Source organism: Acidovorax facilis (genome assembly GCF_050626955.1).
GTDB classification, from domain to species: domain Bacteria; phylum Pseudomonadota; class Gammaproteobacteria; order Burkholderiales; family Burkholderiaceae_C; genus Acidovorax; species Acidovorax facilis.
On sequence record NZ_CP192460.1, the window covers coordinates 1,446,128 to 1,471,195 of the forward strand.

Consider the following 25,068-nt stretch of genomic DNA (forward strand, 5'->3'; position numbering starts at 1 on the left):
ACGATCGTTCTTTTTCACTTTCCAAGGAACAACAGCACCATGACCGCTGAATACAAAGTCCACGGCTCCGTTGCCGTGATCACCATGGCCAACCCTCCCGTCAACGGACTTGGGTTATCGACCCGCCAGGGCATCGTCGAAGGCCTTGGCCGTGCCAATGCCGATGCAGCGGTCACGTCCATCGTGATCACCGGTGCCGGTGGTGCGTTCTCTGGCGGCGCCGACATCAAGGAGTTCGGCACCGACAAGTCACTGCAAGAACCCAACCTGCTGTCGGTGATTGCCGCCATTGAAAACTCGGCCAAGCCCGTCGTGGCTGCCATGCACAGCGTTGCCATGGGCGGCGGGCTGGAGCTGGCCCTGGGTTGCCACTACCGCATTGCAGCGCCTGGCTGCTCGATTGCACTGCCTGAAGTCAAGCTGGGCCTGATCCCTGGCGCAGGAGGTACGCAGCGCCTGCCCCGCGTGATTGGCGTCGAAGCCGCGCTCAACCTCATCGTGAGCGGCGAGCCCGTCAAGAGCGAAATGATCGGCGCCGTGCCCGGCCAGAAGCTGTTTGACAAGATGGCCGCGTCGGCCGAATCGTTGGCGGCTGAAGCACTGGCATTTGCCCAGAGCGTGGCGGATGCCCGTCCGCTGCCCCTGGTGCGCAACTTCCCCTGCAAGCACCCCGAAGGCGACGCGTACTTCCAGTTCGCGCGCAACATGGTCAAGGGCATGGCCAAGAACTTCCCCGCACCCGCCAAGTGCGTGGACGCGGTTGAAGCCGCCACCAAGAAGAAGTTCGCAGAAGGCATGCTGGTCGAGCGCGAGATCTTCATCAACCTGATGTGGACGCCCGAGTCGCGCGCACTGCGCCACCTGTTTATGGCCGAGCGTGCGGCGAGCAAGATCCCTGATGTCGCATCCGACACCCCCAAGCGCGACATCAAGCTGGTGGGTGTGATTGGTGCGGGCACCATGGGCGGCGGCATTTCCATGAACTTCCTGAACGCAGGTATCCCCGTCAAGATCCTGGAAATGAAGCAGGAAGCCCTGGACCGTGGCGTGGCCACGATCAAGAAGAACTACGAAGCCCAGGTCAAGAAGGGCAAGCTCAAGCAGGACAAGTACGAGCAGCGCATGGCCCTGCTGAGTACCACGCTCGACTACGACGATCTCAAGGACTGCGACCTCATCATCGAAGCCGTGTTCGAAGAAATGGGCGTCAAGGAAGCCGTGTTCAAGCAGCTCGACGCTGTGGCCAAGCCTGGCGCCATTCTGGCGTCCAACACCTCCACGCTCGACGTGGACAAGATCGCAGCGTTTACCAAGCGTCCGCAGGACGTGGTGGGCATGCACTTCTTCAGCCCTGCCAACGTGATGAAGCTGCTGGAAGTGGTGCGTGGCAAGGAGACCGCCAAAGACGTGCTGGCCACGGTGATGGCGATTGGCAAGAAGATCAAGAAGACCTCGGTGGTCTCGGGCGTGTGCGATGGTTTCATCGGCAACCGCATGATCGAGCAGTACAGCCGCCAGGCTGGCTTCCTGCTGGACGAAGGCTGCACGCCCCAGCAGGTGGACAAGGCCATCGAAAAGTTTGGCTTTGCCATGGGTCCGTTCCGCATGGGCGACCTGGCGGGCAACGACATTGGCTGGGCCATCCGCAAGCGCCGTTCCGTCGAACGTGCCGACATGAAGTACAGCCGCACGGCCGACAAGCTGTGTGAACTGGGCCGCTTCGGCCAGAAGACCGGCGCAGGCTGGTACGACTACCAGGCCGGCAAGCGCGACGCGATCCCGAGCGACCTGGTCAACAAGATGATCGAAGACCACCGCAAGGAGCTGGGCATCACGCCGCGCAAGATTTCGGACGAAGAAATCGTGCAGCGCCTGGTGTTCGCCCTGGTCAACGAAGGCGCGCACATCCTGGAAGACGGCATCGCCAGCAAGTCCGGCGACATCGATATGGTGTACCTGACCGGCTACGGTTTCCCCATCCACCGTGGCGGCCCCATGCACTACGCCAGCGAAGTGGGTCTGTTCAACGTGGTGCAGGCCATGGACCGTTTTGCCAAGAACCCGCTGGATGACGCAGCGTTCTGGAAGCCCGCTCCGCTGCTAGCCAAGCTGGCCGCCGAAGGCAAGGCCTTCCAGTAAATAGCCGCGTGCACCCATCTACAGAATCAAAGGAATTCACATGACCTCCGCAGTGATTGTTTCCACCGCCCGCACGCCGCTCGCCAAGAGCTGGAAGGGTTCTTTCAACATGACGCATGGCGCCACCCTGGGCGGCCATGCCGTGCAGCACGCCGTGTTGCGCGCCGGCATCGACGGCGCTGACGTGGACGACGTCATCATGGGTTGCGCCACACCCGAAGGTGCCACCGGCAGCAACATCGCGCGCCAGATCGCCCTGAAGGCCGGCCTGCCCATCACCGCTTCCGGTGTCACGGTCAACCGCTTCTGCTCCTCTGGACTGCAGACCATTGCCATGGCCGCCCAGCGCATCATCGCTGGCGAAGCCGATGTGTTCGTGGCCGGTGGTGTCGAAAGCATCTCCTGCGTGCAGCAGGAGATGAATCTGCACATGATCCAGGACCTGGCCCTGGCCAAGCAAAAGCCCGAGATCTACTGGAGCATGCTGCAGACCGCCGAGCAAGTGGCCAAGCGCTACAACATCGGCCGCGAAGCCATGGACGAATACGGTGCCGCCAGCCAGCAGAAGGCTTGCGCAGCGCAGGCCGCTGGCTTGTTCGACGCAGAAATCGCCCCCATCACCGTGACCGCCGGTGTGGCCGACAAAACGCTGGGCCTGATCACCAAGCAGGTCACCGTGAGCAAGGATGAAGGCACACGCGAAGGCACGACGGTAGAAGCCATCAGCGGCCTGCGCTCGGCGCTGCCTGGCGGTTTGATCTCTGCCGGCAACGCCAGCCAGTTCTCCGACGGCGCTGGCGCCTGCGTGGTGACCAGCGAAGAGTACGCCAGCAAGAAGGGCCTCAAGCCCCTGGGCCGCTTCCTCGGCTTTGCGGTGGCAGGTTGCGAGCCCGACGAAATGGGCATCGGCCCTGTGTTTGCCGTGCCCAAGGTGCTGAAAAAGCTGGGCCTCACGGTGCAGGACATCGACCTGTGGGAGCTGAACGAAGCCTTTGCCGTGCAGGTGCTGTACTGCCGCGACAAGCTGGGCATTCCGGCCGACCGCCTGAACGTGAACGGCGGCGCGATTGCCGTGGGCCACCCCTACGGTGTGTCGGGCCAGCGCCTCACGGGCCACGCGCTTATCGAAGGCAAGCGCCGTGGTGCGAAGAAGGTGTGCGTGACGATGTGCATTGGTGGCGGCATGGGCGCTGCCGGCATTTTCGAAGTGCTGTAAAACTTGGCTTGGGGGCTGCGCAACAGGCGACACGTTCACGGGTTCGCTGTGCGCTTGCCCCTTTGTGGGTGGCGCAAGCAGCGGTGGTGGGGCCCATGGGCGGACCACATGCGTTGGCTCTCCGCACAGCAAATTTCAGATGGATGCCTGAACTACCGGTAGAAGGGGATGAGAGGAAGACACCAGGGCCGAGCAGGGCCGAGGGGGTGAAGAGGCGCTGGCTACAAATTGTTGCTTTGCCGGGGCATGATGCGCCCCTCGGCGCGGTTGGCGCGGGCAGAATCCGCGCGACCACCGGCTTGCCTGTGGCACTGAACCTGTCTCCTTTCTCCATCCCGAACCCGGTACCTCCCATGCGTTGTCTGCTTCCTTCCTTTCGCCACTGTGTCGCCCTCTCGGCCCTTGCCGTTGCATGCGGTGCCCATGCCCAGAGCCAGATCTACAAGCTCCAGCTGCCGCTGGAGTCGGACTCCGACGTGGTTTTGCAGGACATCGTGGTGGACTCCAAACATACGCGGGTGACGCTTGCCGTCAAGAACACCACCGATGAATCGTTCGAGGCCTGTGCACAACCCACTGGCTCGCCCGATGCGTTCACGCTCAAGGACCTGGGCACCGGCACCGTGCTGCAGCAGCTGTCGATTGGAGGCCTGTCTTTCTGCAACGTGAAGATGGACGTGGTCAAGCCCGGCCGCAACAAGCTCGTCAAGATCACTTTCCCGCCACTGCCTGCAGGTGCCACACGCCTGCAGCTCGGAGAAGCCAATTGCCAGCCCAAGCCCGATTCGGACATGGACTACTGGTGTTTCAAGAACATCGTGCTGCCTGCACGCTGAGCCCTATCAGGCCATTGGAGATCGGGCATGCACGCAGCCACAAGGAGACCTTCTGATGACCCTGCGTTCCACGCTCGACTTTCTGCTGTATGACTGGATCGATGCCCGGTCCCTCACGGCACGCACACGATTTGCAGACCACTCGCGCGAAACCTTCGATGCGGTGCTCGACACCTGCGAGCGCATCGCTCGCGAGAAGTACGCGCCCTTCAACCGCACCGTAGACATCGAGGAGCCGCACTTCGACGGTGAAAAGGTCATCCTGCCCCAGGCGACCTACGAGGCGCGCAAGGCCTATGCGGAATCCGGCCTGTTGTCGGCCGCGCAGGACTACGAGGTCGGCGGCATGCAGCTGCCCTATGCCGTCGAGGCGGCCGCCAACAGCTTCTTTGCGGTGGCATCCATCAGCATCGGCTCGAACCTGCTGACTTCGGGCAACGCCAACCTGCTCATGGTGCATGGCACCGAGGCGCAAAAGCAGGTGTTTGCACTCAATGAATTCAACGGGCGTTGGTCGGGCACCATGTGTCTGTCCGAGCCGCAGGCGGGCTCCTCGCTGTCGGATGTGGCCACGCGCGCAGTGCCTGATGGCGATGGCTTCGAGGCCGACCCATTGGGCGCAAGGTATCGCCTCACGGGCAACAAGATGTGGATCAGCTCGGGCGACCATGAGCTGACCGAAAACATCGTGCACCTGGTGCTGGCCAAGATCCCGGGGCCGGACGGCAAGCTGGTGCCGGGCACCAAGGGCATCTCGTTGTTCATCGTGCCCAAGAAACTGGTGGACACTGAAGGCAAGCTCACCGGCGTGCGCAACGACGTGGCGCTGGCGGGCCTCAACCACAAGCTGGGCTGGCGCGGTACCACCAACACGCTGCTTAATTTCGGTGAAGGCAAGTTCCCGGTTGAGGGCAAGGCCGGGGCCGTGGGCTACCTGGTGGGCCAGCCCGGCAAGGGCCTGCACTGCATGTTCCACATGATGAACGAGGCGCGCATCGGCATCGGCATGGCCGCCACCATGCTGGGGCTGGCGGGCTATTACGCCAGCCTGGACTACGCCAAGAACCGGCCCCAAGGACGCCCGGTGCAGGGACCCAAGGATGGCGCCGCTGCCGTGGTCAAGGACGCCGCCCAGCCCCAGGTGCGCATCATCGAACACGCCGACGTCAAGCGCATGCTGCTGGCCCAGAAGTCGTATGGCGAAGGGGCGCTCGCGCTCAACCTGTTTTGCGCCAAGCTGGTGGACGAGCAGCACACGGGCGACGCGGCGACGGCCGACGAAGCCCGCCTGCTGCTGGAGGTGCTCACCCCCATTGCCAAGAGCTGGCCCAGCGAGTTCTGCCTGGAGGCCAACTCATTGGCCATCCAGATCCATGGTGGCTATGGCTACACCCGCGACTTCCCGGTGGAGCAATACTGGCGCGACAACCGCCTGAACATGATCCACGAAGGCACGCACGGCATCCAGGCCATGGACCTGCTGGGCCGCAAGGTGCTGATGGAAGGCGGCCGCGGCCTGCAACTGCTGGCCGGGCGCATCAATGCCACCATCGAGCGTGCGATCCAGGTGCCCGCGCTGGCGGCACATGCCAACGCGCTGGGCAAGGCGCTGCAGGACGTGGGCGCCGCCACCAAGGCCGCCTGGGCCACGGGCCAGCCTGCCGATGCGCTGGCCAATGCCGTGCCCTACATGCAGGCCTTTGGCCACATGGTGCTGGCCTGGGTGTGGCTGGACGTGGCCCTGGCCACGCTGGCCCGGGATGCCGATCTGGCCCAGCCCGCGAGCGTGGGGCGCATGGGCGGCATGCGCTTTTTCTTCCACTACGAGTTGCCCAAGATCGGTGCCTGGCTGCAGGTGGTGAGCACGCGCGATGCCACCTGCGCGGCCTTCCCTGAAGAGGCGTTTTGATGGCGGCGCAACTAACCCTGCAACGCCTGCACAAGCTCATCTGGCTGCTGATTTACGGCGGGTTGCTCACGCTGATACTGGGCATCGCCACCGCCCGCACCGATGAGGCTCTGGGCTGGAGCCTCATCGTGGGCGGCGGGGTGCTGGCCGTGGTGGGTGTGGTGCTGATCGCGGTGCGGGCCCGGTTGCACACCGACCCCGGCCCTTAGAGCCTGTTCAAAGTCTTTTTGGAGACCGCATTGGAGTGCAATCGGGATGAGTGGATGCTTCGGATGCGCCGCATGGGCTCATGCCCATGCAAGCAGCCGGGGCGTCCAATCGCCCGATTTCACTCCAACCCTTCGGGCAAGTGCCTTGCCGGGCGGTCTACGGCGTTGCGGCGCTTGCCGATAGCACGGGCTATCGGCGGCGCACTGCGCCTTGCATCCCATCCCGGCAAGGCACTTGTGCGGCTCCAGAAAAATTTTGAACAGGCTCCTAGCTGAACGCCCGACACCCCCGCGACACAAAGCGCCCGCATTGCATCGCACAATCCTCGGGCGCGTGGGGCAAACACCCAACGACAGATCCATCCAAAACCGAAGGAGACTTTCAGCATGACCCGTACCATCCAACAACTGTTTGACCTCACCGGCAAGACCGCACTGGTCACCGGCGGCTCGCGCGGCCTGGGGCTGCAACTGGCCCACGCGCTGGGCGAAGCGGGTGCCAAGATCATGCTCAGCTCGCGCAAGGCGTCTGACCTGGAAGAAGCCGCCGCCGACCTGCAGGCTGCGGGCATCGATGCACGGTGGATCGCCGCTGATTGCGCCAAGGAAGACGACATCCGGCGCCTGGCCGACGAGACCCTGGAGCGCCTGGGCCATGTGGACATCCTCGTCAATAACGCAGGCGCAGCCTGGGGGGCCCCTGCCGAAGACCATCCCGTGGACGCGTGGGACAAGGTGATGAACCTCAACGTGCGCGGTTACTTCATCCTGAGTCAGCACATCGCCAAGCACAGCATGATCGCGCGCCGCAGCGGCAGCATCATCAACGTAGCGTCCATCGCAGGCTTGGGCGGCAACCCCAAGGGCATGAACACCATTGCTTACAACACCTCCAAGGGCGCGGTGATCAACTTCACACGGGCACTGGCCGCTGAATGGGGCGCGTACAACATCCGCGTCAACGCCATCTGCCCGGGTTTCTTCCCGAGCAAAATGACGGTGGGTACGCTCAAGGCCATGGGCGAGGAAGCGCTGGCCGCCCACGCCCCGCTGGGCCGTCTCGGCGATGATGAAGATCTGAAGGGCCTGTGCGCGTTGTACGCGTCGGATGCGGGCAAGCACATCACCGGCCAATGGCTGGCGGTGGACGGGGGCGTGAGTATTGTCACGGGAGGGTGAATTCGGTACATCCTCCTGAGGCGCTGTGCGCCTTTCCCCTTCTCTCGGCTTCGCCGGGAAGGAGGACGCAGCCCTCGCCGCGGGGCGGCCCTTGCTCGGCTGCCCTGGTCTGGGCCGCGCCAGTTTTTGAGTTCGTGTACTGAGGAAATCCCTTGAAAAGTTTCGGCGTCGAAATTCCCTTTGTCCACCACCTGGGCTTTACGCTGCAGCGTATGGAAGGCGGCGAGTCTGAGCTGCATTACGAAGCCCAGCCCGAGCACTTGAACTCGTTTGCCGTGACCCACGGCGGTGCGTCGATGACGCTGCTGGACGTGACCATGGCCACGGCGGCGCGCAGCGACACGCCCGACATGGGCGTGGTCACCATTGAGATGAAGACCAGCTTCATGCAGCCCGCACGCGGGCCGCTGGTGGCCAAGGGGCGGCTCATTCACCGCACGGCCACCATGGCTTTTACCGAAGGCACGGTGTATGACGCACAGGGCAAGGTGTGTTGCCATGCCACCGGCACGTTCAAGTACGTGCGGCGCCTGCCAGTCGATGGGCGCAATGTGAATGACCTCAAGGTCATTTCCACCGATTGAGTCAGATTTTTAAGTCAAATTGGCCTCTAGCGTTTTATCCATAAGCGCTAGCAGCTATTGAATTCATAGTGATAGACATTCTGAAGGAGCCTCTCATGCCACGCAACCAACAAATCGTTCTCGACAACCGCCCCCAAGGCGAAGCCGTGGCCAGCAACTTCAAGCTGGTGGCCACCGACACGCCCGCGCTCAAGGACGGCGAGGTGCTGGTGCGCCACCACTTTCTGAGCCTGGACCCCTATATGCGTGGCCGCATGAACGAGAGCAAGAGCTACGCCGCATCGCAGGCGCTGGGCGAAGTCATGATCGGTGGCACCGTGGGTGAAGTGGCCGAGAGCAAGCATCCCAAGTACGCCGTGGGCGACAAGGTGGTGGGCATGGGCGGCTGGCAGGAATACAGCGTGGTCAATGCCGACCAGCCCGGCGCGCTGCGCAAGGTCGATACGACCCATGTGCCGCTGTCGCACTACCTGGGCGCCGTGGGCATGCCTGGCGTGACCGCCTGGTACGGCCTGGTCAAGATCATTGCGCCCAAGGAAGGCGACACCGTGGTGGTAAGTGCCGCTACCGGCGCGGTGGGCAGCGCCTTTGCCGCGCTGGCCAAGGCGCGCGGCTGCCGTGCGGTGGGTATTGCCGGTGGCGCCGACAAGTGCAAGTACGCAGTGGAAGAGCTGGGCTTTGACGCCTGCATCGACTACAAGGAACACAGCGACGTGAAGGCCATGTCCAAAGCCCTGAAGGAAGCGTGCCCCAACGGCATCGATGGCTACTTCGAAAACGTGGGCGGCTGGATCATGGACGCCGTCATGCTGCGCATGAACGCCTTCAGCCGCATTGCCCTGTGCGGGATGATCGCTGGCTACGACGGCGCGCCGCTGCCCATGGCCAACCCCGCGCTCATGCTCATCAACCGCATGAAAGTCGAAGGCTTCATTGTGAGCGAGCACATGGAAGTCTGGCCTGATGCGCTCAAGGAACTGGGCACGCTGGTCGGCACCGGCAAGCTGCGCCCACGCGAGACCATTGCGCAGGGCATTGCCGCCGCGCCCGAGGCTTTCCTGGGCTTGCTCAAGGGCAAGAACTTCGGCAAACAGCTGGTGAAGCTGATCTGATGATGCTGAGGTGGACCTGGGCCCGCTTCGATGACCTGGGCGTGCACGCCCTGCACGATGCGCTGGCGCTGCGCTGCAAGGTGTTCATCCTGGAGCAGGGCCCTTACCAGGACCCGGACGGGGCGGACAAGCAGTCCTACCACCTGCTGGGCTACGACGAGGCCGGGGTGGCGCAGGCCTGCCTGCGCGTGGTGGACCCGGGCGTGAACTACCCCGAGCCCTCCATCGGCCGCGTGGTCACCGCCAAGGAAGCGCGGGGCAACGGCACGGGCAGGGCGCTGATGGCCGAGGGCATCGCTCGCTGCAGCCAGGCATGGCCGGGGCGGGGCATCCGCATCAGCGCGCAGGCCCATCTGCAGGGCTTCTACGGCAGCCTGGGTTTTGAGGCCGTGTCCGATGAGTACCTGGAAGACGATATCCCCCACATCGAAATGCTGAGACGGGGTGACAGCCCCACTGCCTGAGGAGCCGCCATGACCGCTGCCAGCCCTGCCGCCACCCATGAGGTGTTCAACCAGAGCACGCCCTGGGCCGATGTGAACCTCTTCACCGCCAACCAGCCCTTGCAGGACGCGCTGCGCCTGCATGCCCCCAGCCTGCCGCTGGCGGGCCTCGCGGCGCTGGGCGCGGAGATGGGATCGGCTGAAATGCAGACCCATGCTCGGCTCGCCAACACCTACAAACCCCAACTGCGCACCCACGACCGCTTCGGCCATCGCACCGATGTGGTGGAGTTCCACCCCAGCTACCACGCGCTCATCGGCACTGCGCTGCGCCACGGCCTGCACGCCACGCCGTGGTCGCGCCAGGACACGGGCCACGCGCATACCGAGCGGGCCGCAGGCTTCATGCTGTTCACCGAAGCCGAGCCCTCGGTGCTGTGCCCCGTGTCGATGAGCTACGCCGTGACCCCGGCATTGCGAGGCAATTCAGCGGTATGGGCGGATTGGAGCAAGGGTTTGGCGAGCACGCAGTACGACCCGCGCCTCGCGCTGTTCTCGCAGAAATCCGCGCTCACCATGGGCATGGGCATGACCGAGAAGCAGGGCGGATCGGACGTGCGCGCCAACACCACACAGGCTGTGCACGATGGTGAAGACGCCTGGGGCGCGCGCTACCGCATCACCGGCCACAAATGGTTCTTCTCGGCCCCCATGTGCGATGCGTTCCTGATCCTGGCGCAGGCACCCGGCGGGCTCACCTGCTTCTTCTTGCCGCGTGTGTTGCCTGATGGTGGCGAAGGTGCGGTCAACACCATTCGTATCCAGCGCCTGAAAGACAAGCTGGGCAACCACGCGAATGCCAGCTCCGAGGTCGAGTTCATCGGCGCGATGGCCTGGCGCGTGGGCGAAGAGGGCCGGGGTGTGGCGCAGATCCTGGAGATGGGCACCATGACGCGGCTTGACTGCGCGCTGGGCACCAGCGGCCTCATGCGGCAGGCGCTCAGCATTGCGCTGCACCACACGCGCCAGCGCTCGGCCTTTGGCAAGAAGCTCATCGACCAGCCACTCATGCGCAACGTGCTCGCCGATCTGGCGCTGGAAAGTGAAGCGGCTACCGCTCTCTCCATAAGGCTTGCGAGCGCCTTTGACCACAAAGACAAGAGCGAGCACGAGGCCATCATGGCCCGCCTGCTCACACCCGTGGCCAAGTTCTGGGTGTGCAAGCGCGGCAGCGTGTTTGCGCAGGAGGCCATGGAATGCCTGGGCGGCAACGGCTATGTGGAAGAGGGCGGCGAAGGCGTGATGGCCCGCATCTACCGCGAGATGCCGCTCAACTCCATCTGGGAAGGCGCGGGAAACATCATGGCGCTGGATTTGATGCGCGCCGTGCGCCGCGCCGACACCGCTGCCGCTCTGGACGCCGAACTGGCACCCGCACGCGGCGCCCATCCGGCGCTGGACCGTCTGGCCGGCGCACTGCCCCTGCGCGTGGACGCCATGACCACCGAGGCCGAGGCCCGGCGCCTCGCGCAGGATGTGGCGCTGGCCGTGCAGGCGGCCCTGCTGCTGCGCAGTGCGCCCGGCGCCGTGTTCCGCGCGTTTTGCGACTCGCGCCTCTCCGGCGACTGGGGCTACAGCTTTGGCACGCTGGGCGCGGGTGTAAACCTTGACGCCATCCTGGCCCGTGCGCTCCCGGCCTGATTCACCCTACAGAATTTTGCGGAGAACCCCATGTCCCACCTCATCCTGCACCACTACCCCTCGTCGCCGTTCTCCGAAAAGATCCGCGCGGTGCTCGGCTTCAAGCAGCTGGCCTGGAAGTCCGTGATCATCCCCAGCGTCATGCCCAAGCCCGATGTGGTGGCGCTCACGGGGGGTTACCGCAAGACGCCGTTCTTGCAGATCGGTGCCGACATCTATTGCGATTCGGCCCTCATCTGCGACGTGCTGGAGCATGAACAGCCCGAGCCGGTGCTGTACCCGCCGCACCTCAAGGGCGTGGCGCGTGTGTTTGCACAGTGGGCGGATAGCACGCTGTTCTGGGCCGCCATGGCCTACAACCTGCAGCCCAAAGGCGCTGCGGTGCTGTTTGCCAACTTGCCGCCTGCCGCCGCACAAGTGTTTGGCGAAGACCGCCGCGAGATGAGCGCGGGCATGCAGCGCCTGCGACCGGCCGACGCGACGGCTGCCTACCGCTCGTACCTGCGCCGCATCGCCCACATGGCCGAGGAGCACGACTTCCTGTTCGGTGCCGAGCCCTGTCTGGCCGACTTTGCCGCCTACCACCCGCTGTGGTTCACGCGCCAGTGTGTGCCGGTGATGGCCGACATCTTTGCCGCCACCCCCGCCGTGCTGGAGTGGATGGACCGCATCGCAGCGCTGGGCCATGGTCGTATGGAAAAGTTCAGCGCTCAGGACGCCATCACGGTGGCTGCGGGCATGGACCCTTTGCCCCTGATGGACGACGTGTTCCAGGACGAACACGGCATCCCGCTGGGCAGCCAGGTCACGATTTCCGCCGAGAGCTTTGGCACGGAGCCCACCGAGGGCGAGCTGATTGCTGCCACCCGCACCCGCTACACGCTGCGGCGTACCGACCCGCGCGCGGGTACGGTGCATGTGCACTTCCCGCGCATTGGGTATGTTTTAAGAGCAACCCCCTGAGCGGCTGCGCCGCTTCCCCCTTCTCTCGGCTTCGCCGGGAAGGGGGACGACGCCCTCGCTGCGGGGCGGCCCTTGCTCGGCGTCCCCGGCGTGGGCCCCGCCAGTTTCAACCCAACGCTCTAAATTGTTACGGACTCAAGGAGACAAAAACCATGATCGACAACTTTTCCGGCAAAACCGCCGTCCTCACCGGCGCAGGCTCGGGCTTTGGCCTGGAATGCGCGCGCATTGGTGCCCGCCTCGGCATGAACCTGGTGCTGGTGGATGTGCAGCAGGACGCGCTGGACGCCGCCGCTGCCGAGATGCAGGCCGCAGGCAGTCAAGTGCTGGCCCGCAAGGTGGATGTATCGAACGCCGCGCAGATGGAACAACTGGCCGCCGATGTGCAGCAGCGCTTTGGTGCGCCGCACCTGGTGTTCAACAACGCGGGCGTGGGCGCGGGCGGGCTGGTGTGGGAGAACTCCGTCAAGGACTGGGAATGGGTGCTGGGCGTGAACCTCTGGGGCGTGGTGCACGGTGTGCGCCTGTTCACGCCCATGATGCTGGCAGCGGCCAAGGCCGACCCGGCCTGGCGCGGCCACATCATCAACACCGCCAGCATGGCGGGCCTGCTGGCGGCGCCCAACATGGGCATCTACAACGTGAGCAAGCACGCAGTGGTCAGTCTGTCGGAAACGCTGTACCAGGATTTGTCGCTGGTCACTGACCAGATCGGCGCCAGCGTGCTGTGCCCCTTCTTTGTGCCCACCGGCATCAACCAAAGCCACCGCAACCGCCCCGGCGACCTGCCTGCCGAAAAGCCCACCAAGAGCCAGCTCATCGGCCAGGCCATGAGCGACAAGGCCGTGGGCAGCGGCAAGGTGACCGCCGCCGAGGTAGCGCAAAAAGTGTTCGACGCAGCGGCTCAAGGCCAGTTCTACATCTACAGCCACCCCAAGGCACTGGCCTCGGTGCAGACGCGCATGGAAGACGTGATGATGGGCCGCAACCCCACCGACCCGTTTGCCGCCAAGCCCGAGCTGGGCGCGCAACTGCGCGCGGCGCTGCGGGCCGATTGATGGCGCACGCGCATGCTTTGGTGCCGAAAATATGAGAAAAATTAGCCTCTAGCGCTTATCCAGTAAGCGCTGGTAGCTATAAAAAGAGTAGTGAGCACCAAGCCTGCAAGGAGGGGCCCGCACTGTGCCTGATGCCACCCCTGGCCACGGCCATGCGCTGTTCGACACCGCCATCGGCACCTGCGGCATTGCCTGGGGCCCGGGCGGCATCGTGGCCGTGCAGTTGCCCGAGGCGGATGCCGAGGCGACCCGGGCGCGTTTGCTGCGCAGCCATTCACACTGCGCGCAGTCTGGGGAGCCTCCCGCTCCCGTGCGCAGCGCCATCGAAGGCATCCAGGCGCTGCTGGCGGGGCAACCCCGCGACTTGTGCGAGGTGCCGCTCGACATGTCCGGCATTTCGCCGTTTCACCAGCAGGTGTATGCCATTGCCCGGGCCATCCCGCCGGGCCGCACGCGCACCTATGGCGAGGTGGCCGAACAGATCGGCAGCAAGGGCCTGTCGCGCGCCGTGGGGCAGGCGCTGGGCCTGAACCCGTTTGCGCCCGTGGTGCCGTGCCACCGGGTGCTGGCTGCGGGTGACCGGCCGGGCGGCTTCTCGGCCGGAGGCGGCGCGCTGACCAAGCTGCGCATGCTGCAGATTGAAGGCGCGTGCCCGGGTGGAACGCCGTCGCTGTTTGACTGGTAGGTGTAGGGCTTTGGGCGAGCCGCTGTAGGCCAAAAACGGTAGGTGCCCAGTCTGTTCGGCAACGCACAGACCCGCCGTTCCAGCACCTTGTACAAGAGGATCAGAGCGCAGCCGCAATGCGGTGGCGCCATTCACTTGTACCAGGAGCTGCCCCATGTCCCATCCATCTTTCGTTGCCTCTGCGTGGGACACGTCTTGCGTCGGGCAGCCGGCAGACCTGTCGCCGCTGGAGCTCTCCCACCTGGGTGAACACTTGGCGCACTGCGGCGCGCTGCGGGGGCCGCTGGACCAGTTTCTAGCTGGTGCTGCCGGCCTGCAGGCATTGGTCGCAGAACATGTGGTTACCGTTGCACTCTTGGCCACGTTGCTGGTGGGGGCCGTATCGCTGGTGCGATAGGGGGCGCACGCATGGGCTTACGCACACCATGGCCCTGGGTTCCTTCCGCGCTGGACCGCATGCTCGATGCCCGGGCAGGGCTGGTGCTGGACCCCTTGCGGGCCGAAGTGTTTGGCGTGGCCCGCTTCGAAGAGCATGGTCGGCACCTGGGCGCGTCCCACCACGCAGGCAAGGCGCCGTTTGGCCGCACCACCTTTTACCCACGCCTGCAGAGCAACATCCGCGCGCTGCGGGCCGCGTACCGCTACCTGTTCGATGCACCTCACGACGAGCATGCCATCAGCCCCGCCGCTGAATGGCTGTTTGACAACTTCCACCTGATCGAAAGCCAGCTCAAGGAGATCCGGGCCGGGCTGCCGCCGCGTTACTACCGCTCGCTGCCGGTGCTCAAAGACGCCCCGCTAGTGGGCTTGCCGCGTGTGTACGGCGTGGCGTGGTCGTTTGTGGCCCACACCGACAGCGCGTTTGATGAATCGCTGCTGGTGCACTACCTCAACGCCTACCAGGAGACCCGCGAGCTGAGCCAGGGCGAGCTGTGGGCGCTGCCCACCACGCTGCGTGTGGTGCTGGTGGAGAACCTGCGCCGCCTGGCCGAGCGCCTGGCCAGCCACAAGGCCGCGCAGGAGCTGGCCAGCCTGTGCGCCGCCCGCAGCAAGGACCTGAACGTGTTGACGCTGGATGCCGCCTGCGCAGCCATGGAGCAGCGTGGCGTGGCACCGGTGTTCCTGGCCCACCTGGCGCAGTCGATGATGGGGCGCGGCGTGGTGGGCGGGCATGCCGCTGCAGGCACGCCAACGCCCGTACAGCAGTGGTTGCTGACCGCTGTGCCCGACTTGGTGGCGTTGCAGGCCCAGCAGCAGATCAACCAGGCCGCCGACCAGCTGAGCATGGGCAATGCCGTCACGGCACTGCGGCGGGTGGGCGCGGCCGACTGGTCCGACATCATCGGCCAGACCAGCCTGGTGCTGCGCGCCATGCTGCAGTCGCCCGTGTTCGCGGCCGAAGACGAGTCCACCCGCAACACCACCTTGCATGGCATCGAAAACCTGTCGGCCCGCAGCGGGCAGGGCGAGGCCGCCGTGGCGCAGGCGCTGCTGGTGCTGATGTCGGGTGCCGACGGCGAGCCTCCAGATCATCCGGGAGCTGCGCAGGCCTTGGCAGGCTATTGGCTGCAAGGCGCCGGGCGCAACCAGCTGGAGCATGCCCTGGGTGTGCGCCGACATGCCACCGACGCGGTGGCCCTGTGGCGGTCTGCGGTGGGCCTGTCGCGTGTGCCGCTGTACCTGGGCGCCTTGCTGCTGGGCTCGCTCGGTCTGCTGGCCTGGCTGATGGCGCCCCTGTGGGGTGTGCAGGCGGGGCCCGATACCAGCGCAGCCCATCTTGCGGGCCTGGCGCTGCTCGCCGTCTTGTTGCTGCTGCCGGTGTCCGAGATCGTGGTGGCCGTGGTCAACCGGCTCATTGGCGAATCCGTCCGTCCGACCTACATGCCCCGCTACCTGCTGCCAGCGGGCATTCCGGTATCGGCACGTGTGCTGGTGGCTATCCCGGCCCTGCTCAGCAGCACCGGCACCATCGACCGGCTGGTGCACCGCCTGCACCTGCATTACCTGGCCAACCCCGAGCCCTTTGCGCAATTTGCGCTGCTGACCGACGGTGTGGATGCCGATGTGCAAGACCTGCCCGAAGACGGCGTGCTGCTGGCCCATGCCGAGGGCTTGATGTTGGCCCTGAATGCCCAGCACCCGTCTATCACGGGCGGTGCCCCGCGGTTTTTGCTGCTGCACCGCACCCGCACCTACAGCCCCACGCAGCAGCAGTGGATCGGCTGGGAGCGCAAGCGCGGCAAGCTCGAACAGCTGGTGGCGGCCCTCGCCACTGGCGGGCAAGGCGCCTTCCTGGACTTGGGCGAACTCTCGCACCTGGCACCGCAGACCCGCTATGTGCTCACGCTGGACAGCGATACGCAGCTGCCCCCGGGCCGCCTGCGCAGCCTGGTGGGGGTGGCCGAGCACCCCGAGAACCAGCCCCGGCTGGATGCCACAGGCCAGCGCGTGGTACAGGGCTACGGCATCCTGCAGCCCCGGGTGCTGGCGCCACTGCCCACCGCTGCCACCACCTCGTTGTGGCAATGGCTGTTTGCGGGCCAGCAGGGGCTGGACCCGTATAGCGCCATGACGTCTGACGTGTACCAGGATTTTTTTGCCGAAGGCAGCTTCACCGGCAAGGGCCTGCTGCATGTGGCCACGGTGCACGCCGTGCTGGGCGGGCGCCTGCCGGCCGACCAGGTGCTGAGCCACGACCTGCTCGAAGGTGCGCTGGCACGCTGCGCCGTGGTCAGCGATGTGACGCTGGTGGAGGCGGAGCCCGAACACAGTGACACCGCAGCCGCCCGCCTGCACCGCTGGACGCGGGGCGACTGGCAGCTGTGGCCCTTTCTGGCCCAGGCCCAGCGCTGGGGCCTTTCGCCCCTCAACCGCTGGAAGCTGCTGGACAACCTGCGCCGCTCGCTCGTGGCGCCCGCATCGCTGGTGCTGGTGGTGCTGGCCCTGGCGGGCCTGGGCCTGCCCTTGGCCAGCACGCTGGCGCTGGTGGTTGCGGCCTATGCGGCTGCGCCCTTGATGGGGGCACTTGCGGGCTGGGTGCCCAGCCGTTTTGGGCTGGTCGGCATGCGTTTTGTGCACGAAGCATCGGGCGACCTGTTGAGGGCCCTGGCCAGTGGTGTGTGGCACTTGGCCCTGCTGCCGCAGCAGGCGCTGCTGCTGGGCGATGCCGTGGTGCGCACCGTGCACCGGCAGGCCGTGAGCCGCTGGCATCTGCTGGAGTGGACCACGGCCGAGGCTGCGCAGAACACCCTGATCACAGGCCTGGGCGCCACGCTGCGCAGACACAAGGCGGCACCCTTGCTGGCGCTGGGCTGTGGCGTGGCGCTGTGGGCCGGTGGAACCCAGGCACCCTGGGCCTTGGTGGGGCCGCTGCTGGCGCTGTGGGCGCTGTCGCCGCTGCTGGTGTGGCTGGCCAACCGCGTTCCGTCTGGCCTGGGCAACCCAACACTGTCGGCACAAGACCAGGACCTGCTGCACGGCGTGGCGCGCGACACTTGGCGTTTGTTCGAGCGCTGTGTAGACGCCCCCAACCACCACCTGCCGCCCGACAACCTCCAGACCGCCCCGTATGAAATGGTGGCGCACCGTACCTCGCCCACCAACATCGGGCTGTACCTGCTGAGCGCCAGCTGTGCGCGCCAGTTCGGCTGGATCGGCACGCTGGAGCTGCTCGACCGGCTCGAAGCCACCCTCGTGACCCTGCAAGCCATGGAGCGGCACCGGGGCCACTTCCTGAACTGGTACGACACCGAAACCCTGCAGCCCCTGCACCCGCGTTATGTGTCCACGGTGGACAGCGGCAATCTCTGCGCGCACCTGGTTGCCGTGGCGCAGGCCTGCAGCGCGCTGGCGGCGCAGCCACTGTCACCGCTGGCGGGTGCGCAGGCCATCCGCACCTCGCTGGCTCGACTGCAGCCCCGGCTGGGCGTCCACCACCCGGGCTTGCGTGGGATGCAGCCCTCGTCCGCCTTGAGCCGTCTGCTGGGAATGCGTCTGCCGGACCCGGCGCACCAGCCGGAGGCCACGGCGTTTCGCGCGCTGCTGGCGCAGGCGCAGGACGAGCTGCGCAGCATGGCCCAGCCACGCCACCCGGCCATCGTGCACAGCCCGCCCACGGCGCAGGACGAACTGCTGTGGCTGCTGGCCGACCACCTGGCCACACTGCAGTCGGTGGACCGTGACCAGCAGGCCGCACACAACGGCGGCGCACCCGAGGCCACGCGGCGCCTCATGGGGCTGGCAGAGGCGCTGGATGCCCTGGCCTGGCAGGCCGACTTCCGGTTTCTGTACCACCCCCGCCGGCACCTGTTGCACATTGGCTACCGGGTGGACGAGCAGCAGCTGGACACCTCGTTCTACGACTTGCTCGCGTCCGAATCGCGCACCACCAGCCTCCTGGCCGTCGCCAAGGGCGACTTGCCCGTCAAGCACTGGGCGGCCCTGGGGCGGCCGTTCTTTGCCAGCGGCCACCATGCGGTGCTGCGCTCGTGGTCGGGCTCAATGTTCGAGTACCTGATGCCTACGCTGGTCATGGACGAGCCGTATCACAGCGCCCTGGGCGAGGCAGGGAGGTCCGCCCTGCGTGAGCATGTGGCGCTGGTGCAGGCCTTGGGCAAAGACATGCCCTGGGGCATTTCGGAATGCGCCTACGCCGGGCGCGACCACACGCTGGCCTACCAGTACGCTCCGCAAGGCGTGCCCCGCCTGGCCTTGCGCCGCACGCCCGTGGGCGAGCTGGTGATTGCCCCCTATGCCACGGCGCTGGCCACCCAGGTGGATGCCCGCGCAGCCTGCGCCAACTTCCGCACGCTGGCCGCACTGTCGGCGCGGGGGCGCTACGGCTTTTACGAGGCGCTGGACTTCACGCCCGAACGCCAGACCCATGGCGAGCGGCTCACGCTGGTCAGCACCTACATGGCCCACCACCAGGGTATGACCATCGTGGCGCTGGCCAACGTGCTGCTGGGTGGCGTTGCGCAGCGCTGGGGCACGGCGCATGCCCGCATCGAAGCCGTGCTGCCGCTGCTGCAGGAGCGCGCACCGCGCGAGCTGCCCACCTTGCAGGCCACCCCGCCGCGCCTGCCGCTGCATGCGCGCCAACAAAAAACGCCCGACCATGTGCGCCCCGTCACCCCGGGCGCCCAGGTCTTGGAGCCCACGCACCTGCTGGGCAACGGGCGCTACAGCGTTACCCTGCGCGCCAACGGGGCAGGGTGGAGCCGCTGGCACCAGACGGGCATCACCCGCTGGCGCGACGATGCGCTGCGGGATGCACATGGCAGCTTTCTGTATGTGCGGCAGATGGGCTCCAGCGTGCCCGCGTCCGTCACCAGCCACCCCGCGCCCGATGCGCGTGCGGTGTATGGCAGCATCTTCCACACCGACCGCGTGTGTTTTGACGCACTGTGGCCGGGGCTGCGCGTGCACACCACCGTGTGGGTGAGCCCGGAAGACGACATTGAACTGCGCAAGGTGGTGGTGAGCAACCTGGGTGATGAGGTGATCGAGCTGGAGCTGATTTCGGCCCTGGACATCACCCTGGCCACCCACGCGGCCGACGAGGCGCACCCCGCGTTCTCCAACCTTTTCGTCGCGGCCGACTGGCTGCCCGCACAGCAGGCGCTGAGGTTCATCCGAACGCCCCGCCTGCAGACCGAGACCACCCTGCAAGCCGCCCACTTTGTCGCAGATACCCAAGGGCACGTGCTGGGCCTGCGTTGCCAGACAGACCGGCAGCTCTGGCTGGGGCGCAACCATACGCCCGGCCAGCCATTGGCTTTGCTCAGCCGCGTGCCTGAAGTGCCTGCATCGCTGGACACGGGCCTGGACCCTGTGGCGGCGCTGGGCGTGATGCTGCGCATTGCGCCCGGTGCGCAGGCCTGCGTCACTTTTGCCACGGCGGCATCGCAAGACCCGGCCACGCTGCTGGCCATCATCGACAAGTACCGCCAGCCCACCTATCTGGAGCGCGCTTCGGCCATGTCGGCCACGCTGGCCAGCATCCAGTGGGCGTCGCACCGCCCGCACCGCGACTACCTGCCCGCGCTGCAGGCACTGACTACTGCGCTGGTGTTCACGCTGCCCAAGGTCCACACCCCCTACCTGGGCGTGCTGACCGAGGCCCAGTCCGCCCACCCCGTGTGTGACCGGCGCGCGCTGTGGCAACTGGGCCTGTCAGGCGACCGGCCCATCGTGCTGGTGATGGCCGGATCGCCCCAGGGCATGGGCTTGTTGCGCACGCTGGCCCAGGCGCTGCGCGAATGGGCGCATGGCGGCGTGGCCTGCGACCTGGTGGTGCTCAGCAGCGAATCGCACTCGTACCACATGCCCCTGCAGCGCGAGCTGACGCTGCTGCGCGAGCACCACGATGCCGACCTGGCCACACACACCGGCCCGGCGGTGACCAGCCTGCGGGTGCTAAGGCTGGATGAGCTGTCGGCTGAGCAGCTGGGCACCTTGGTGAGCCTGGCCCGCATCACCCTGCAGGCCGATGGCCATGCGCTCATGCACCAGGTAAAGGCCTGGGTGGCGGCCCATGGCGTCTCGATGGCCAGCCCCTGGCGCGGCGGCGCCACGGACGAAGTGCCCACGCACCCGGGCAGCACGCGGGTGCCCGCGCCGGTGGGCGGTTTTGCACCGGTGACCGGCACCTTTGGGTTTGATGTGTCGGCCGCGCTGCGGCCCGCCAAGCCCTGGGTCAATGTGCTGGCCAATGCCCAGCTGGGGGCCATGGTGTCGGAAACTGGCTCAGGCAACACCTGGGCGCTCAACAGCCGCCTGAACCAGCTCACCGCGTGGTCGAACGACCCGGTGGCCGACCCGCCCGCCGAATGGCTGCTGCTGCAGGACCGCCGCACGCGTGAGGTGTGGGGCCTGACGCCCTCGGCCTGGGGTGCGGCCGATGTGGTGTACCGCGTGGAGCACGCCCAGGGCACCACCACCATCCGCCACCGCCGAGGCGCGCTGGAGGTGGAGGTGCGCTGGTGCGTGGACCCCGTCACCGCCATCAAGCAGGTGTTTGTGCAGGTGCGAAACCTGGGCAACCGGCGCGAGCACTTGCGCCTGGTGGGCATGGTGGAGTGGATGATGGGCGAAAAACGCGGCGACCGTGCCACGCTGTCCACCGCACCGTGTTTTGCGCCACTGCCCGATGGCCGCTTGCTGGGCCTGCTGTGCACGCAGACCGAGGCGGCCGCAGGCTTGGGCGGGGGCACAGCCTTTTTCTGCGAGGCCTCGGCCGGGCCGGGCACGGACGACCGTGCCAACGACAGCCTGGACTGGACGAGCGACCGCCGCGAGTTCTTCGATGCGCAGGGCGATCTGGTGGTGCCCCTGCAGTTGGGGCAGCGCAGCGGGTTTGGGCTGGACCCCTGTGCAGCCCTGTCGCGTTTGGTGACCTTGCGGGCCGGGGCGGTGTTCGAGCGCGTGTACCTGATGGGCTACGCACCCACCGAGGCTGCGGCACGCTCGCTGGCGCAAGAGGCCATGGCCGTGGCGGCCCGTACACGCGAGCAGGCCACGCTGGACCGGTGGAACGAACTGCTGGGTGCCACGCAGGTGACCACGCCCGACCCGCTGTTCGATGTGCTGGTCAACCGCTGGCTGCTGTACCAGACGGTGTCTTCACGCCTGTTTGCCAAAGCGGGCTTTTACCAGGCGGGTGGTGCCACGGGCTACCGCGACCAGTTGCAGGACGCAATGGCGCTGGCCTGGGCGCAGCCGGGCACCTTGCGCGCGCAGATTGTTCTGTGCGCGTCGCGCCAGTTTGAAGCGGGCGATGTGCAGCATTGGTGGCACACGCCGGGTGGGGCCGGGGTGCGCACGCATTTCTCGGACGACCTGCTGTGGCTGCCCTTTGCCTGCGCGCATTACCTGCAGCGCACGGCAGACCACAGCTTGCTGGAGGAGCAGGTGGCGTTCCTGGAAGGTTCTGCGATCCCCGAAGGGGCGGAAGACATCTACGAATCGCCCAGCGCCAGCACCACCACGGCCAGTGTTTACGAGCATTCCGCCCGCACCATCGACCGCAGCCTGCGCACCGGCACGCACGGCCTGCCGCTGATGGGCGGCGGCGACTGGAACGACGGCATGAACCGCGTGGGCGATGGTGGGCGCGGCGAATCGGTGTGGCTGGCGTGGTTTCTGTGCGCCATCGTTGCTGACTGGATTCCGATCGCCCGCGATCGGGGCGATCTGGATCGGGTGCAGCGCTGGGACGTTGCCCTGACCGGCTGGCGCGCCGCATTGGAAAACCAGGCGTGGGACGGTGATTGGTACCAGCGCGCCTTTTTCGACGATGGCTCGGCCCTGGGCAGCCACACGCGGGACGAGGGCCGCATTGACCTCATCGCACAGGCCTGGGCAGTGCTTTCGGGCGCCGCAGCGCCTGAACGGCAGCGTCAGGCAATGGACGCGGTCGAGGCGCATCTGGTCAACCCCGCAGCAGGCTTGATCCAGCTGCTGGCGCCCCCGCTGCACCATGCCGAGCCCAGTGCGGGCTACATCCAGGCCTACCCGCCCGGCGTGCGCGAGAACGGCGGGCAATATGCCCATGGCGGCGTGTGGGCGCTGATGGCCGCTGCAGAACTGGCCCTGCAGGAGCCTGAGCACCCCGGTGCGTTCGATGTGCCTTACCGCTACTTCACCTACCTGAGCCCGGCGCACCGGGCCCAGCACCCGGTGTGGGGGCCGGTGTACGCCGTGGAGCCCTATGTGATGGCGGCTGACATCTACAGCCAGCCACCCTATGTGGGGCGCGGCGGCTGGAGCTGGTACACCGGCGCGGCGGGCTGGCTGCACCGGGCGGCGGTGGAGTCCATCGTGGGGTTGCAGATGGGCGCGCAGGAGCTGTTCTTCACGCCTTGCCTGCCATCGCACTGGCCGGGCGCAGAGTTGACTCTGGTGCGCGGTGGGCGCACGCTGCGGTTCATCCTGGTGCGGGTGGCCCCAGGGGCGGAGCCTGCCGCGTTGCCGGACAGTGCCCCATCTGGCGCACGCTGGCTCCAGGTGGGAGAGCGGCTGCGCTGGGTCGATCTCCCTTCAGACCTCTGCTGTGTGATCCCTGTCCGGGGGCAGCCAGACACTGTTGCGGGCGCCGTGTAGCGCGAATGGGCAGAAGTCATTTGGTAAATGTGTGTATGTGCGATACCGTACAGACCCGAAGGGCGTGGCCCCACAAACTGGTTACTTGCCCAGCGTGGCAGGCACAACCGCGATGGTGGTGCGCCCCGCGTTCCACAAGGTGCCGCCATCAAACGATCCGACTCTCCCCTTCAGAATCAATTGCTGGCCGCTTTGCCGGAGGTGGAGTTGCAGCGCTGGCTGCCGCAGCTGGAGACGGTGGAACTGGCGTTGGGGCAGGTGCTGTACGAATCCGGCGCAACCATGCCGTATGTGTATTTCCCCACCGACGCCATCGTGTCTCTGCTGTACGTGCTGGAGGACGGAGCTTCGGCAGAGATTGCAGTGGTGGGCTTTGAGGGCCTGGTGGGCATCTCCATCTTCATGGGCGGCGGCTCTACCCCGAGCCGTGCTGTGGTGCAAAGCGCGGGTTCGGGTTACCGCATGCGCGCCGACGCCATGAAGCTGGAGTTTTCCCGCTCCGGGCCGGTCATGCACCTGCTGCTGCGCTACACGCAGGCACTCATTACTCAGATGGCGCAGACCGCCGTGTGCAACCGCCACCATTCGCTGGACCAGCAGCTGTGCCGCTGGCTGCTGCTGAGCCTGGACCGCCTGCAATGCAACCAGCTGGTGATGACGCAGGAGCTGATCGCCAACATGCTGGGCGTGCGGCGCGAAGGCGTGACGGAGGCGGCCCTCAAGCTGCAGCGTGCGGGGCTCATCAGTTATGCCCGGGGGCGCATCAATGTGCTGGATCGCCCAGGGCTGGAAGGGCGCACCTGTGAGTGCTACGAGGTTGTCAAGAAAGAGTACGACCGCTTGCTGCCCAAGGGCGTTGCCAAATAAGAGCGGCTCACAAAACTCCCCTGGTGTTGTTGTTCCGTCTTGTCGTATCGCTTGTACTGCCTGCGACGGAACGCCTAGCCAGGGCCGCTGCGCTGAGTTCTGCGAGCAGCTCTAAGCCGGTTCGAAAAGCAAGGGCAGTCCGGCAAGGCGCGCTGTGTACGCTGGCAGACAGTCACGGTACATGGGGCCGCCCACACTGGGCAAAGATCTGCGCTGGGCACGCCCCGCGCGGTTGCCATGATGTTGCTTCTTTGAGTGGCGCTGGCCGACCCGTGAGACACCCTGATGCACCACCCCGAAAACGCCCTTCTTCACAAATTGCCCCCTGCAGTACGCCAGCGGTTGCTAGACCATTGCGAGCCGTTCGAGCTGGTGCTTTCCGCAGAGCTGAGCGTGCGGGGCAAGCCGCTGCAGCATGCCCACTTTCCCATCGAAGGTTTCCTGTCCCTGGTGATCGATGTGGACAGCCACCCCCCACTCGAAGTCGGCATGGTGGGGGCAGAGGCGATGCTGGGGTCTGAGCTGATTCTGGGGCTGGCGGCCACACCTTGGCGGGCGCTGGTGCAGGGGGCCGGGTCCAGCTGGCGCATCGGCGCCCAGCAACTGCGCACGCAGATCGACGCGATTCCCGAACTGGAGGCCTTGCTACAGGCCTGCCTGCTGGCGCGCCTGCACCAGCAGACGCTGGCGGCGGCATGCCAGCGCTACCACCAGATCGCGCCGCGCCTGGCGCGCTGGCTGTTGATGATGCAGGACCGGTCGCATTCGGCGAGTTTTCACGTCACCCAGGAATTCATGGCCCTGATGCTGGGTGTGCGCCGCGTGGGCGTGACCGAGGCGGCCAGCCATTTTCAGGACAGTGGGTTGATCGTCTATCACCGTGGCGAACTCACGGTGCTCGACCGCAAGGCGCTGGAGGCCGAGGCCTGCAGCTGCTATGCCGCGGACAAACAGATTTACCAGCGATTGATGAAAGCCAAACTCTGACCATCCAAAAGACCCTCAGAAGACCCTCAGGAGGCTCTGAGGGCGCCGGGCCCGCACGGCTGTGCCCCTTTCTGCGGA

The 25,068-nt window shown here is 66.2% G+C and carries 17 protein-coding genes; all 17 read left to right on the forward strand.

Annotation, left to right across the window (positions count from 1 at the left end):
- Window positions 1–39 precede the first annotated feature (39 nt).
- Window positions 40–2,139, forward strand: a complete 2,100-nt coding sequence (locus ACQ4MJ_RS06610) for a 3-hydroxyacyl-CoA dehydrogenase NAD-binding domain-containing protein (protein WP_431149496.1) — start codon at window positions 40–42, stop codon at window positions 2,137–2,139.
- A 40-nt stretch (window positions 2,140–2,179) separates the two neighbouring features.
- The gene (locus ACQ4MJ_RS06615; RefSeq protein WP_055394022.1) at window positions 2,180–3,355 is read left to right on the forward strand and encodes an acetyl-CoA C-acyltransferase; all 1,176 of its coding nucleotides are present in this window, start codon (window positions 2,180–2,182) and stop codon (window positions 3,353–3,355) included.
- 353 nt (window positions 3,356–3,708) lie between these two features.
- The gene (locus ACQ4MJ_RS06620) at window positions 3,709–4,191 is read left to right on the forward strand and encodes a hypothetical protein (RefSeq protein WP_431149495.1); all 483 of its coding nucleotides are present in this window, start codon (window positions 3,709–3,711) and stop codon (window positions 4,189–4,191) included.
- Window positions 4,192–4,246: 55 nt separating this feature from the next.
- A complete protein-coding gene (locus tag ACQ4MJ_RS06625; RefSeq protein ID WP_431149493.1) occupies window positions 4,247–6,100 on the forward strand; it encodes an acyl-CoA dehydrogenase in 1,854 nt (617 codons plus the stop codon).
- Window positions 6,100–6,309 carry a hypothetical protein gene (locus ACQ4MJ_RS06630; RefSeq protein ID WP_431149492.1) on the forward strand — a complete coding sequence of 70 codons (210 nt, stop codon included), beginning with the start codon at window positions 6,100–6,102 and terminating at the stop codon, window positions 6,307–6,309. The genes ACQ4MJ_RS06625 and ACQ4MJ_RS06630 overlap by 1 nt, the downstream gene beginning before the upstream one ends.
- A gap of 387 nt (window positions 6,310–6,696) precedes the next feature.
- Window positions 6,697–7,488: an SDR family oxidoreductase gene (locus ACQ4MJ_RS06635; protein ID WP_055394014.1), complete on the forward strand. Its 792-nt coding sequence runs from the start codon at window positions 6,697–6,699 to the stop codon at window positions 7,486–7,488.
- Window positions 7,489–7,640: 152 nt separating this feature from the next.
- Window positions 7,641–8,072: a PaaI family thioesterase gene (locus tag ACQ4MJ_RS06640; RefSeq protein WP_055394013.1), complete on the forward strand. Its 432-nt coding sequence runs from the start codon at window positions 7,641–7,643 to the stop codon at window positions 8,070–8,072.
- 95 nt (window positions 8,073–8,167) lie between these two features.
- The gene (locus ACQ4MJ_RS06645) at window positions 8,168–9,184 is read left to right on the forward strand and encodes an NADP-dependent oxidoreductase (protein ID WP_176886187.1); all 1,017 of its coding nucleotides are present in this window, start codon (window positions 8,168–8,170) and stop codon (window positions 9,182–9,184) included.
- Entirely contained in the window at window positions 9,184–9,648 is a 465-nt protein-coding gene (locus tag ACQ4MJ_RS06650) for a GNAT family N-acetyltransferase (protein ID WP_431149491.1), read from the forward strand. Before ACQ4MJ_RS06645 ends, ACQ4MJ_RS06650 begins: the two co-directional genes overlap by 1 nt.
- 9 nt (window positions 9,649–9,657) lie before the next feature.
- A complete protein-coding gene (locus tag ACQ4MJ_RS06655) occupies window positions 9,658–11,328 on the forward strand; it encodes an isovaleryl-CoA dehydrogenase (RefSeq protein ID WP_431149490.1) in 1,671 nt (556 codons plus the stop codon).
- 30 nt (window positions 11,329–11,358) lie between these two features.
- Window positions 11,359–12,291 (forward strand): glutathione S-transferase family protein, encoded by a 933-nt coding sequence (locus ACQ4MJ_RS06660; RefSeq protein ID WP_431149489.1) that lies wholly within the window; start codon window positions 11,359–11,361, stop codon window positions 12,289–12,291.
- A gap of 152 nt (window positions 12,292–12,443) precedes the next feature.
- Window positions 12,444–13,349 carry an SDR family oxidoreductase gene (locus ACQ4MJ_RS06665; protein WP_431149488.1) on the forward strand — a complete coding sequence of 302 codons (906 nt, stop codon included), beginning with the start codon at window positions 12,444–12,446 and terminating at the stop codon, window positions 13,347–13,349.
- Between the two features lie 124 nt (window positions 13,350–13,473).
- Window positions 13,474–14,034 carry a methylated-DNA--[protein]-cysteine S-methyltransferase gene (locus ACQ4MJ_RS06670; RefSeq protein ID WP_121506158.1) on the forward strand — a complete coding sequence of 187 codons (561 nt, stop codon included), beginning with the start codon at window positions 13,474–13,476 and terminating at the stop codon, window positions 14,032–14,034.
- Window positions 14,035–14,188: 154 nt separating this feature from the next.
- A complete protein-coding gene (locus ACQ4MJ_RS06675; RefSeq protein ID WP_176886181.1) occupies window positions 14,189–14,431 on the forward strand; it encodes a hypothetical protein in 243 nt (80 codons plus the stop codon).
- Between the two features lie 59 nt (window positions 14,432–14,490).
- Window positions 14,491–23,136: a GH36-type glycosyl hydrolase domain-containing protein gene (locus tag ACQ4MJ_RS06680; RefSeq protein ID WP_431149486.1), complete on the forward strand. Its 8,646-nt coding sequence runs from the start codon at window positions 14,491–14,493 to the stop codon at window positions 23,134–23,136.
- Window positions 23,137–23,328: 192 nt separating this feature from the next.
- Complete coding sequence (locus tag ACQ4MJ_RS06685) at window positions 23,329–24,003, forward strand: Crp/Fnr family transcriptional regulator (RefSeq protein WP_431153106.1); 675 nt, start codon at window positions 23,329–23,331, stop codon at window positions 24,001–24,003.
- A 285-nt stretch (window positions 24,004–24,288) separates the two neighbouring features.
- The gene (locus ACQ4MJ_RS06690) at window positions 24,289–24,990 is read left to right on the forward strand and encodes a Crp/Fnr family transcriptional regulator (protein WP_218299886.1); all 702 of its coding nucleotides are present in this window, start codon (window positions 24,289–24,291) and stop codon (window positions 24,988–24,990) included.
- The last annotated feature ends 78 nt before the right edge of the window (window positions 24,991–25,068 follow it).